General features: G+C 66.6%; 11 protein-coding genes. 3 read left to right on the top strand and 8 right to left on the bottom strand.

From position 1 onward, the window contains the following. Positions 1-74: 74 nt before the first annotated feature. From ACNSN4_RS06755 to ACNSN4_RS06735, 5 genes are all read right to left on the bottom strand, one after another. Positions 75-749: a ParB N-terminal domain-containing protein gene (locus ACNSN4_RS06755; RefSeq protein ID WP_418285031.1), complete on the bottom strand. Its 675-nt coding sequence runs from the start codon at positions 747-749 to the stop codon at positions 75-77. Between the two features lie 365 nt (positions 750-1114). Next, positions 1115-2458, bottom strand: coding sequence for a hypothetical protein (locus ACNSN4_RS06750; RefSeq protein ID WP_418285030.1), 1344 nt, complete (start codon positions 2456-2458; stop codon positions 1115-1117). 101 nt (positions 2459-2559) lie between these two features. Beyond that, positions 2560-3666 (bottom strand): DUF354 domain-containing protein, encoded by a 1107-nt coding sequence (locus tag ACNSN4_RS06745; protein ID WP_418285029.1) that lies wholly within the window; start codon positions 3664-3666, stop codon positions 2560-2562. A 332-nt stretch (positions 3667-3998) separates the two neighbouring features. Then, positions 3999-4988 carry a DUF1616 domain-containing protein gene (locus ACNSN4_RS06740; RefSeq protein WP_418285028.1) on the bottom strand — a complete coding sequence of 330 codons (990 nt, stop codon included), beginning with the start codon at positions 4986-4988 and terminating at the stop codon, positions 3999-4001. A 166-nt stretch (positions 4989-5154) separates the two neighbouring features. Continuing rightward, positions 5155-6273, bottom strand: a complete 1119-nt coding sequence (locus tag ACNSN4_RS06735; RefSeq protein WP_418285027.1) for a glycosyltransferase — start codon at positions 6271-6273, stop codon at positions 5155-5157. Positions 6274-6619: 346 nt separating this feature from the next. Between ACNSN4_RS06735 and ACNSN4_RS06730 the strand changes: the two genes are divergently transcribed. The 3 genes from ACNSN4_RS06730 to glmS are packed head-to-tail and all read left to right on the top strand — an operon-like array spanning position 6620 to position 10894. Beyond that, positions 6620-7753, top strand: coding sequence for an FG-GAP repeat domain-containing protein (locus ACNSN4_RS06730; protein ID WP_418285026.1), 1134 nt, complete (start codon positions 6620-6622; stop codon positions 7751-7753). 40 nt (positions 7754-7793) lie between these two features. Then, positions 7794-8993 carry a sugar phosphate nucleotidyltransferase gene (locus ACNSN4_RS06725; RefSeq protein WP_418285025.1) on the top strand — a complete coding sequence of 400 codons (1200 nt, stop codon included), beginning with the start codon at positions 7794-7796 and terminating at the stop codon, positions 8991-8993. Positions 8994-8995: 2 nt separating this feature from the next. Next, the gene (glmS, locus tag ACNSN4_RS06720; protein ID WP_418285024.1) at positions 8996-10894 is read left to right on the top strand and encodes a glutamine--fructose-6-phosphate transaminase (isomerizing); all 1899 of its coding nucleotides are present in this window, start codon (positions 8996-8998) and stop codon (positions 10892-10894) included. Positions 10895-10978: 84 nt separating this feature from the next. Here the strand turns inward: glmS and ACNSN4_RS06715 are convergent, their stop codons facing one another. From ACNSN4_RS06715 to aglF, 3 genes are all read right to left on the bottom strand, one after another. Then, positions 10979-11296, bottom strand: coding sequence for an RPA12/RPB9/RPC11 RNA polymerase family protein (locus ACNSN4_RS06715; protein ID WP_418285023.1), 318 nt, complete (start codon positions 11294-11296; stop codon positions 10979-10981). A gap of 155 nt (positions 11297-11451) precedes the next feature. Continuing rightward, complete coding sequence (locus ACNSN4_RS06710; protein WP_418285022.1) at positions 11452-11604, bottom strand: hypothetical protein; 153 nt, start codon at positions 11602-11604, stop codon at positions 11452-11454. A gap of 56 nt (positions 11605-11660) precedes the next feature. Further along, entirely contained in the window at positions 11661-12428 is a 768-nt protein-coding gene (gene aglF / locus ACNSN4_RS06705) for a UTP--glucose-1-phosphate uridylyltransferase AglF (RefSeq protein WP_418285021.1), read from the bottom strand. Positions 12429-12459 lie beyond the last annotated feature (31 nt).

Raw genomic sequence — 12459 nt, 5'->3', positions numbered from 1 at the left:
CGTCAGTGCGGCTCGAATGACGACTCGCGTCGGTCCGATTCGGTCGGCCCGTTCGGATGCCGCTCAGCATCGATTCACCGAGACCGTTCGACCTCGTTGGTCACGTCTCGCAGATCGGGATGATCCGCGTACCGGCCCAAGCCAGCCGCCGTGGCGTTTCCGCCGTGTCGGCGAACGGCTTCGCGGACGTGCTGCCACTCCTCGTGTCTCGCAAGCACGTTAACGGGGACCTCCGCAACACCGACCAACTTCGCTATCGCCAGCCGGTGAAATCCCTCGGCCAGGTACGTCTCCCCGTCTCTCGCGATCAGAACCAAGGGTTCGAGCGAGTGGAGGTGTCGAAACCGACTCTGCCGTCCATCGAAGTCGGGAGCGTCGTGGACGGCTTCGTAATTGGGGCGGTATCCGTTCGTGCGTATGTCCTCGTAGAGCTTCTCCACGTACTCCAGGCGGTTCTCGTCGTCGTTCGCTATCGAGTGTTTTCGCTGCTGATAGTACACCGTGTCCTTCCAGTCGTACCCCTCCTCGAACCGCTGTTTGAGCCCCTGATAGTGTGTCGACGAGCGAATTGGCCGGCAGTTCTGCGCGGCGTCCCAGTGACCGCTCTCGATTCTCCCGAGCCCCCAGTTCGTCCCGATCTCCTCGTTGAACTGTTCGATGTCGTTCGTCTCGACGTGAATCACGGTATACGGGTCCGCGACCGCGTCGTATCGGAGTCGCTGCGCGCGATACCGCGCCGCGGTGACCATCTTAAATAGCGCGTCGCTGCGAAAGACGGTCTTTGCCTGTTTGACTGCCGATCGACAGACCGGACGTACTCCCTCCCTCTGGTACTTTTCGGCCGCCCTTTTCACCAATCCAGGGGTATTCATGATCTCATATCGGTCCGTCTCGTCCAAGTAATACCCTCGCTACGGACCGTAATCCGTATTTAACCGACCGAAGTGCGATGTCTGCGACGTGTCTCAGCCGATTCGAGTGGTGGCTTCCGAACCTTCGACTTCTCTCTCGGACGCGGGTCCGCCACCCGATCGGCTGACCGACCGTCGAAGCAGACGCCCCTGTCCTCGAAACAGACGCCGTTGCTCCCGAAACGACGCCCCTCGTCCGTCGGTTATGTTGGACCATGATCCGTGTGCCGGTCGTTCACGTACTCCGACAGCGCCAGACACATCCACGCCTGACTCCAGCGAATGTAGGGAGTCTCGTCGACCCCCATCCGCCCGACTCGACGGTAGAAGTACCCCTCAGGGTCGTACAACCAGTCCAACGTCCACGCGAGGACGGTACGGGCGAGCGCGGCGTCGTCCGGATCGCCTCTCTGGGTGAACGTTATGAGCGCCTGTGCGGCGGCGTGAACGTCGTAGGGGCGTGACTGGTCGTCCTCGAACCTCGGCGCGCCGTCGGCCTCGAAGTGATTCTCCCGGTGGAATTCCATCCCCCGTTCGTACGCCTCTCGGGCGGGGTGATCGGCGGCTTGATCTCGGGCGTACTCGCTGAGACTCTCGAGGACGAACCCGGTGTGGAAGTTGTCGTACCCGAGATGCGAGTCCGACGCCGGCACGGAGTAGCGCCACCCGCCGTCGTCCGTCTGGGCGTCGACGACGAACTCGAACAGGTCACGCGCCCGCTCGACCAGCGCGTCGTCATCGACCTCGGTGCCGACGCGCCACAGGAGGTCGGCCGCGAGCGCGTTCGCGTTGACGGCCACGTACGAGTCGTACGGCGTGTACGTCAGCACGTCGTGGCCGTTGACGGACTCGGTTCCGATGTCCTCGACGAGAAACGCGGTCGCGTCGCGAGCGAGTTCGAGCGAGCGCTCCGATCCCGTTAGCTCGTGGTGGCGGAGGAAGGGTCTGGCACAGAACACGGTGACGACCCCGCACGGGTGGTTCGCCGGGAGGAAGAACTTGGTCGAGTTCTGCCAGTCGAAGTTGTACCCCCACGAGGACCGTTCGAACGCGGGCGAACGGTTTTCGACGAGCCAGTCGAGGAGCCGTTCGGCCGCCTCGAGCGCGGCATCGGACCCCGTCCGCTCGTAGTGATTCAAATACGCGCTGGCGAACAGTCCGATCCCCTTCGGGTTCCGCTCCTCGGGAACGCCCAGGTACGGTCTGAGATTCACCGGGAAAGCACGGACGCCGTGGATGGACAGCAGTCTGAGGAGCCAGTGTCTCGACACCGCAGAGAGGAGCGGACTGTTCAGTCCGTCGTAGGGATCGTAGCCGGCGTAGTCGCGGTCGAACGCCCACGCGAGCGCGTTTTCGAGGACGACGTTCGGATCGTAGCCAGCGACGGTTCGGGTGTCCCCGTCCGCGTCTCGGACCACGTGTACCACGTCGCTCGAGACGGGCGCGGACGGTTCCTCCGACCCGTCGTGGACACTCAGAGCGGTTTCCGTCGGCTCGTCCCAATCGGTGATACCGTCAGCGCCCGTCTCGCGTGCGTCCTGACCCATCTCGTGTGGGGGTGCAACCGACCCCAATAAGTTATGAACTCGTTTCCTCGGATCCGCTCTCGATCAGGCCTCGTGCCGATTCGCTATCGATCGCCGATTCGCTACCGATTAGCGCCTGCCGAAGTCGGTCGCGCGATCGGGCCCGGAAGCGAATCGAGCGCCGGATTCTCGGGGTTCTCGATCAGCGCCCGAACCAGCGACGCCGCCTCCTCGCGGACGCGGGACGACCGCTCCCGATCCGGAGCTCGCTTGTCCGTCCCGACCGACGCGAGATACGAGGCGATCTCTTCCGGGTCACGCGAGTGAACGAGCATGTCGTCCTCGACCATCGATCTGTCCACCGAGAGGAGCCGATCCGGGAAGAACGAGACCGCCGGCTTCCCCATACACGCGGCCTCTCTGGCCATCGTTCCCGACCCGGTGAGGACACCGTCCGAGTGCCACGCGAGCTGAAGCCCGTCGAGCGCTCCGTCGGGAACGAACATGCGATCCTCGTCGTACGGCTCCGCGTGTGGCCGATCACCCGGCCTGCGCGGCAGGTACACGACGTTCGTGCCCCTCGCCGCGAGCGACTCTAGGATCGAGGGGACGAGCGACCGCTCCTCGTCGACGTAGGCCGCACCGAGCGCCTCGGGGCGAACCACCACGTAGTTCTCGAACGGAAGCGCGTCCGTGAACGACGGGTCGGGCTCGAAGTTCGCGACGTACACGTCCTCCTTGTAGCCGTCGTACGTGTGGATCCGCTCCGGGTCCGCGCCCCACCGCGTCAGCTCCGACTGCTGGAACGCCGCCGGAACGACGTGGTGTGTCGCTGCCGATCTGAATCGACAGAACGCGCGTTCGACGAGCGGCGCGTCGACGTACGCGGTGATGTCGTTGTCGGTGAAGTGGATCGACGGAATTCCTCTCGCCCGCGACGCGAGCACGCACATCGCGTTGCGGGCCGACAGAGAGACGTCTGTCTTCGGAGCTTGGACGGACAGCTGGACCGTCCGAAGCGGGACCGCCGCCGTCCGGAGAGCGACGTTGTCGAAGTCGCGCCCGAGCGGTTCGAAGTCGAACCCGGACTCGCGCGCGAGAGCCATGGTCTCGGTTTTCCGCCTCACGGTCGTCCGGAAGGCGATGTCCGACATCCCCTCGAGCAGTCCGCGGAAAAAGAACGGATGCGACGGACTGATCAGATCGAGCCACGCCGTCGTCCCGTTCATACTCTCTCCGTCGACGCGTCCCCGCCGAGGCTCCAGCTGGCGCTCTCGGCGGGCCGCTCGCCCGCTCGGAGCCCTCCCACAGCGGATCCGGTGTGGCGCCGATCGCCCGGCGTGCTCGCCGCAGGTAGCGGTTCGGATCGTTCTAGCGGTTCGGATCGTTCGGCCGTGTCTCGGCGTTCGGTCTCGTCCATCAGGTGGCTCCGTCGGGCCGTAGATTCGACCAAGTCATACCCGTTACAGTGGCCATGTGGTCTTTGTTATGAACGGCTTCATGACCGATACGACGGGTAGATCGGCGTCGCCAGCGGGCCTGCGGCCGGACCCGTCGCTGGTCAGTTCCCGCCGGATCTGACGTCCGTCCAGACGTGAACGGAGCGGTACGCGGTCTCGGGCGTCGGATTCGCCGGCAGCTCGTCCAAGTACAGGAGGAACCTGAGCCGAACGTTCTCGCCCGTCAGCGACGGTGCGGCCGTGTGCGTCTCGATCGCGGTCTCGCCGGGTTGGAGCGTCACGGTGAATCCGCCCGCCTCTTGGGCCGCCGTGACCGTCCCACCCTGAAGCCGTTCGAACCGCATGACGACGTGGTACTCCGTCGTCGTTCGCTCCTTGTTCTCTAGTAACACCGCCGTCTCCGCGGTCTCTCCGACCGCGAGGTCGTCCGGGTAGCCGTCCGTGACGAACTCGCCGTTCTGTTCGGTGCCGACGGCGAACTCGGTGTACGTCGCGCCCGGCTGTGGCGCGGCGAACGCGATCCCGACCGCGCTCACCGCGAGGAGCACGCTGACGGCGAGCACGACGTTGACCGTGGCGGTCCTCGACGACTCGTCGTAAACCGCCGCCGACGCCCGGTCGATCCACCGCTCGATGGGAACCTCGTGGCGGACGCTCTCGGGGAGTCGGGACCGTTGAACCCCGCCGAGAATGACCATGACGGCCGAGAGCCCGGCCGCGACGAGGATCACCGGTCCCGCGACTCTCCCGAGCACCGCGTCGAAGACGAACGCGAAAAGCGGGAGCAGGGCGGCGCTCAGCCCCACAGAGAGCGCGGCGCGCTCGACGAGGCCGAGCCGCGACACCTCGGCCCTCTCCGTGGTGTACCGGGGAAACGAGAGCCCGCCTCCGGCTCGGTCGTCGCTCGGGCGGCCCGGAAACAGCACCGTCGTGAGCGCGTATCCGGGGAAGAACAGGAGAACGGGTGCCACCACGAGTATCTGAATGATCGACGGTAGCGAAATCTCTTGAAGCAGTACCACTACGGCGACGTAGCCGAGAACCGCGACGATATCCCACGAGAGCACTCGTCCGGATGGCGTTCCGTTCATTTGTGTGTCCGACCGCTCCTGGCAACCCGATTATCTCCAAACCTCTAGCGAGTGGTTCGGCGAGTGACTCCCCGTACTCTGCGACCGGAGGGTCGGATACTCGGATCTGCGCGTGAACCGGTGGTTGATATCCGGTATCGTGTGGGCTGGCTTCGTTATGTAGGTCTTATTCGACCTCGCGTCCTCCGGAAACGTTCAGCGCGTACGCGTCACGCGTCCGCTCGGCAATCTCGTCCCAGTCCCATCGACGCGCCGCCTCCTCGTTCCGCCGTCCCATCTCGACCAGCCGCTCCCGGTCGTCGAGTGCCCGGTCGAGCGCGGTTCGAAGCCCCTCCGGATCCCAGGGGTCGTACAGCAGGCCGCCGTCCGGCGCTATCAGCCTCGGGAGACACCCCATCGACGGGGCGATGACGGCGCGGCCGAACGTCATCGCGAGAATCGCGCTGCCGGAGGTGAGCACCGAGTCGAACGGCAACACCACCGCGTCCGCTGCGCGCATGTACAGCTGAATCTCGTCGGCGGGGACGTACTGGAGGACGGTGTGTATCCGGTCGTCGCCCGCGCTGGCCGCGCGGACGCGCCGCTCGATGTCATCGTTCCACGGGTTCCCGACGACGAGGAGTCGCGCGTCCTTCGGAATCGATTTGAACGTCTCCGCGAGCCGCGGAACGTTCTTGTACGGTCGTATCAGCCCGAAAAAGCACAAGACCGGCACGTCGGGCGGCAGACCGAGTCGCTCCCGGGCGGTCGACTCGGACACGTCGCTCTCGTAGACGCCCGCGAAGTTCCCGTGGTCGACGACGCGGATCCGGTCTGCGACCCGGTCCGGGAGCCGGTAGGCGTCCGCGACCGAACGCCCGGCGGCTTCGCAGTGGACGACGAGCCTGTCGACGAGGCGCGCGACCGCACCCCTCACGAGGCGTTCGCTCCGCGGCGCGGCGCGTTCGTGGTCGAGGAGGTTGTGGACCGTCCACACGAGGCGAGCGCCCAGCACGCGCAAGACGACGAGTTCGAGACAGAGTCGGACGCCGAGCAACAGCGCCAGCGGTGCCGGAAACCGGCGATTCGTGATGACGAAGCGGTGGAGCCAGTGGATGTGGAAGACGTCCGGAACTCCGTTCGCCCGCACGGCTGAGAGCAGCGGAAGCGCCCCGTTACTGTCCACGGGAGTCACGTCGACTTCGCGGTCGTCGAGCGCCGCGATCAACTCCGACTGATACGGGTTTGAGTCGGTGTAATCCGGACACATCAGCACCGTGATCCGGCCGGGATCGGCGTCGCTCATCGACATCGGAGGATCCGGCTGGCGCCGCCCGAACTCGTATTCCGGACGATGGGTCTCGCAACCTTGATCGGCGATCCTCTCCGCGACAGCGATCTTGCCCCCATCAGGTGTCTCCCGACGCGAGGTCGACCCCGGGTATCGGTCGGTGAGCGGTCGCTGGTTCGGTCATCACACGAGAGATGAGGCGAATGTCAGGTATTGTTATGTGGATCTAAACGGACCGAGAGGCTGATTCGGGCCAGCGGTCAGATATGGGTAGCAGTCGCCGCCGTATTGGCTCTGAATCGCGAGGTGACCCGAATTTAACACCTTCTTACTCAAGTATGGGAGACTCGAAAAAATCACCGTGGATTTTCAACACCAACGCATCGACGACAACCCTCCGTGCGGTCGTCTCGGGTTCTGTCTTACCCCGGATCTCACCGGTAACGGTCGGCCGGACGTGTTGGTCGGCGGTATGGGATCGACGAAACCGGTCGACGTGTTCGGCAAGGAGATCAAACTCCGACTCCTCCCGGTCGTCGGCTCGTTGATCAAACGGCTCGAATACAACGTGTTCTGGTACGAGAACCCCGGGTGGGAGCGCCACGACGTCGCACAGGCCCCCGGACTTTCGGTCGGCGCCTCGATCGGGGACATCGACGGAGACGGGAGTCAGGAACTCGTCGTCGGACAGAATAACAGATCGGAGCTCTACTGGTTCGATATCCCGCCGAACCCGCGGCAGCCGTGGGAGAGACACCTGATCACCGACGACTTTCGGAAGTACCACGACACGGCGATCGCCGACGTCGACGACGACGGCGACCCGGAGGTCGTGATCCTCTCACAGCGGAGCGAAACGGTGTGCTACTACGACGTGCCGCCGGATCCGATGGTCTCGCCGTGGCCCGATTCCTCTCGACACGTGGTCGCGGACGGTCTGAACGTAGAAGGGGTCGCCGTCACGGACCTCGACGGCGACGGGACCACCGAGCTCGTGGCCGGACCGAACGTGTTTCGACGGGACGGTTCGACCGGCGACTGGGACCGCGAACGCCTCGGCGACGACTGGGAGTGGACCCGGGTCGCCGTCGCGGACCTCGACGGCGACGCGGAGCGCGAGATCGCGTTGACGGAGGGCGATCTCCCGTACCACGGGGACAGACGGGGTCGCGTGGGCGTCTTCGACCCGCCGAACTGGTCCGTGACGACGCTCGACGACGACCTCTATAACCCGCACACGCTCCAGATCGCGGACTTCGACGACGACGGTCGCCCTGACCTGCTCGTCGCCGAGATGGAAACGGACGGGACCGACCAGCCGCGGATGTTCGTTTACCGGAACACCGACGAGGGATTCGATCGCGTCGAGATCGACCGCGGCGTCGCGACGCACGAGGCCAAGGCCGTCGACCTCACCGGCGACGGCTCGATCGACGTCGTCGGCAAGTCGTACGGCCCCGACTGCCACGTCGACGTCTGGTACCGCCAGGAGTGACCGCGAGCATTTTAACACCCGGGCGGGCGACCGTTCTCGCATGACCGGAGATCCCGTTACCGCGGTGATCCTCGCCGCGGGCGAGGGCCGCCGCCTGGAGCCGCTGACGAATCGGCGACCCAAGCCGATGGTTCCCGTCGCGAACCGCCCCCTGCTGGAACACGTCGTCGAGGCCGTCGCCGCGGCCGGTATCGACCGCATCGCGCTCGTCGTCGGCTACCGACAGGAACGCATCAGGAACCACTTCGGCGACGGCGACGACTGGGGCGTGGCGGTCGAGTACGTCGAGCAGCCGACCCAACTCGGCACGGGCCACGCCGTGTTGCAGGCCGAATCGGTCGTCGACGGGTCCTTCGTCGTGCTGAACGGCGACCGGGTCGTTGACCCGTCGATCGTTGCTCGCGTGCTCGATCTGGCTCGCGGGGGCGCTGCCCCTGCGATGGCGGTGACGACGGCGGACCGCCCGCGCGAGTACGGGGTCGTGAGCCTCGACGGCGACCGCGTGACCGACATCGACGAGAAGCCCGAGGGGCCGGTGACGACGAACCGGATCAACGCCGGCGTGTACGGCTTTTCGCCCGCCGTCTTCGACGCGATTCGGGAGACGCATACGACGGGAGAACTGGCGCTCACGTCGACGCTCGACCGCCTCGCGAGCGAGGATACGGTGACCGCGGTCACGTACGACGGCCGCTGGCTCGACGTGTCGAACCTGTGGGACCTGCTGGCCGTCAACGCGGCGCTGGTGGACCGAGCGGTCGCTGACCGCGGCGACGGGGTCGCGGCGGAAGACGGCGCGGGTCCGGACGTCGGCCCGTCGGTCGTCGTCGCCGACGACGTGGCGGTCGCTGAGACCGTCCGCGTCGGCCCCAACGTCACGATCGGCGGGAACACGGCGGTGGGGAGCAATGCCACGATCGAGCCGGGGGCGGTCGTCGAGAACGCGGTCGTCTTCCCGGACGCCGTGATCGGTGCCGGCGCGGTCGTGCGCGACGCGATCGTCGCGGGCAACGCGCGGGTCGGCCCGAACGCGACTGTCGCGGGCGAACCGGCGACCGTGGTGGTCGGCGACGTGGTGCACCGAGACGTGGACCTCGGCGGCGTGGTCGGCGATAACACGGTCGTCGGTAGCGGGGCGACGCTGACCGACGGCGCGGTCGTCGGCGACGACGTGCGGACCGACGCGGGGGTCGTGATCGACGGGCGCGTCGAGTCGGGCGCGGTCGTCCGGAGGGGATAACCATGTGCGGAATCATCGGCTACGTCGGCGCGGGCGTTACGAGGGGCGCGGGCGAGGACGCGGACGAGGAGACCGGCGGCGATCGACTCGCTGTCGGCGACGTGATCCACCAGGGGCTTCGCAACTTGGAGTACCGCGGCTACGACTCCGCGGGCGTCGCGCTCGTCGGCGAGACGAGCGGGCTCACGGTCGCGAAGCGCTCGGGCGAAGTCGACGGACTGACCGTGCCCGAGGTGCCGGACGCGGCCCACGGTATCGGTCACACGCGGTGGAGCACGCACGGGCCGCCGACGGACGCCAACGCGCATCCGCACACGGACTGCGTCGGCGACGTCGCGGTCGTCCACAACGGGATCGTCGAGAACCACGAGACGCTCAAAGCGGAGCTGTCGGACCACGCGTTCACGAGCGACACCGACACGGAGGTCATCCCGCACCTGTTGGAGGAGGAACTGTCGGGTGAGACGGAGGCGTCGGCTGCTGACGACGGTGGCGACGCCGAGTCCGACCTGCTCGCCGCGGTGCAGCGCGTCGAGGACAGACTGGAGGGGAGCTACGCGATCTGCGCGGTGCGGGAGGGCGACGACCGGATCGTCGTCGCGCGACGGGGGAGCCCGCTCGTGTTGGGTCGCGGCGAGGACGCCTCGTTCGTCGCCAGCGACGTGACGGCCTTCCTCGAACACACCCGTGACGTGACGTACTTGGAGGACGGCGACGTGGCCGCGATCGCGCCCGGGAGCGTCGATATCTTCGCCGACGGGGAGCCGGTCGAACGCGAGATCGAGACGGTGACGTGGGAGGCGAACGCCGCCGAGAAGGGCGGCTACGACCACTACATGCGCAAGGAGATCCACGAGCAGCCCGAGGCGCTTCGGCAGACGCTCGCGGGACGGCTGGACGTCGACGCCGGGGACGTCGATCTGGACGTCTCGTTCCCGCCCGGCTTCCTCGCCGATTTAGAGGAGATCCGGATCGTCGCCTGCGGCACCTCCTACTACGCGGGGCGGTACGCGGCGCGGCTCTTCGAGGAGTACGCGGGCGTCCGGACGACCGTCGAGATCGCCAGCGAGTACGAGTTCGGCGCGGGACGCACGCCCGACCGGACGCTGGTGGTCGCGGTGACCCAGAGCGGGGAGACCGCGGACACGCTCGGGGCGGTCCGCCGGGCGAACGCCGCGGGCGCGCGGACGTTCGCCGTGACGAACACCCTTGGAAGCACGGTGACGCGAGAGGTCGACGGGACGGCGTTTATCAGGGCGGGGCCGGAGATCGGCGTCGCCGCGACGAAGACGTTCGCCTCGCAGGTGGCGACGCTCGCGATGCTCTCGGTGGCCGTCGGGCGGGACCGCGGGGCCTTGGCGGCCGCCGACGCCCGGACCGTACTGGAGGACCTGCGCGGGCTGCCGGGCGCGGTCCAGCAGGTGCTCGACGAGGAGGCGGCCGTCAGGGAGGCCGCACGCGAGTACCGAGACAGCGAGGCGTTCTTCTTCGTCGGGCGGGCGCTGGGCGTGCCCGTCGCCTTAGAGGGCGCGCTGAAGCTCAAGGAGATCTCCTACGACCACGCCGAGGGGTTCGCCGCGGGCGAGCTCAAGCACGGCCCGCTCGCGTTGGTGACGCCCGACACGCCCGTGCTCGCGGTGTTGACGGAAGGCGGCCGCGCTCGCGAGACGATGAACAACGTCACCGAGGCGCAAACGCGCGGTGCGCCCGCGCTCGGGTGTGTGACCGCGGGGAGCGAGTTCGACACGCTGGACGTCGCCTTCGAGGTGCCCGACGTCGGCGTCGTCGAACCGCTGGTGGCGAACGTCTACCTGCAGCTGTTCGCGTATCACGTCGCTAACGAGAAGGGGCGTCCGATCGACAAGCCGCGGAACCTGGCGAAGAGCGTGACGGTTGAGTAGACGGGTCTCGAGAGCGCGGTCGGCTACTCCTCGTCGGGTCGTCCGTTCGAGAGGCGCCTCCGGATCTCCGTGCAGTCGGCGCCGTCAGGAGTCGCGCCACTTGCGGCCGCACTCGACGCAGGTGAACAGCCGGACCTCGTAGGATCCGCCCGGCTTCGGCAGCATCTCGTAGGCGGCCCGGTCGCTGTCGCAGTCGTCCGCCGGACAGGGCTCCCGTATCGTCTCGGTGGAGCCCCGGGTCGCGTCGGCCACGGCGGGTGCCCCGTCGTCCCGCTGTCCGTCTCGGGTCGCCATCGCCGCTTCCGCTTGCGAGTCCCGCGGCCCCTCGTGCTCACAGGAGCGACACACCCACCTATCGCCCTCCGTGTGCATCATCGACCCGCACTCGTCACAGAATTGCATACACCACAGGAGTACACGATCGTCGGATATATGTGTTAACTTCCGATCGGTCTATCTCTCCGCTTTCGTGTTCGTTCGGTATGAGGTGTGGGGCAAACCGCTCTGTCACCGGCGACTGTCCCAACCCGGTTGGATACCGCTGAGAATCCGTTCAACTAGGCCGTCGGATCGTGGAACGCGGTCGACGCCCGGACTGCATCCGAGGAGTTGGGCGGGCCACTGGGAGCGGTCCAGCAGGTGGGCGAGGAGACGCCGACGTACCGTTCGCGCTGGTCGGCGGTGTCGACGAGCGCGGTCTCAATAATCATTCGAAGATGCCTGGTGAGCAGTTGCGCTATCGTTGTCCCTCTTGAGGGTCAGACGCTCAATCGTCAACCACGGCTTCGTTTACTTCTCCTTCCGCGTCATAGTCCTCCTCGGCCAGTTCGTCGAGTCGGTCCTCGGCGCGGTCGCGGTCCTCGGGGAAGCCCACGTCGATTCTCCATCCGTCCAGCCGGATCGCGTCGATGGTACGTCCGGACTGGATGAGGAGATCGATCGCGTCGGGGAGCTCGTACTCGCCGCGGTCGGAGGGCTGCACGAGGTGACAGGCGTGGAAGATCGCGGGGGTGAACGTGTAGAAGCCCGTCATGACGAGGTTACTCGGCGGGTCGTCGGGCTTCTCGACGACTTCAGTTATTTCGCCGTACTCGTTGGTGTCGAGGACGCCGTAGCGGGAGGCGTCCTCGTAGGGCACCTCCTCGACGAGGAAGGCGGCGTCCGCGCGGTCCTCTTTCTGGCGACTGGCGACGTCGTCGAGGTTACCCCGGAACACGTTGTCGCCGAGCATCAGCATGAAGTCGCCGTCGATGTGCGGTTCGGCCTGGAGGATGGCGTGGGCGAGGCCGAGCTGCTCGCGCTGGTGGGTGTAGGTGATCGGCGTCTCTCGGTACTCGTCGCCGTAGCGGTCGATGATCTGCTCGGCCTTGTAGCCGACGACGACGATAAGCTCGCTCGCACCGGCATCGATGAGGTTGTTAAACACGTCCTCGATGAGCGGCGTGCCGTTGACCTCGACGAGCACTTTGGGTTTGTCGTCCGTGAGCGGTCGGAGGCGCGTGCCTTTGCCCGCGGCGAGTACGACTGCTTGCATGGATAGGCGGTATCGGCGGGGTGGGAAATAC

Origin of the sequence: Halorubrum marinum (assembly GCF_048381195.1) — an archaeon.
Lineage (GTDB): Archaea > Halobacteriota > Halobacteria > Halobacteriales > Haloferacaceae > Halorubrum.
Note: the sequence above shows the minus strand (reverse complement) of the source record. Positions and strands in the feature narration are given on the sequence as shown.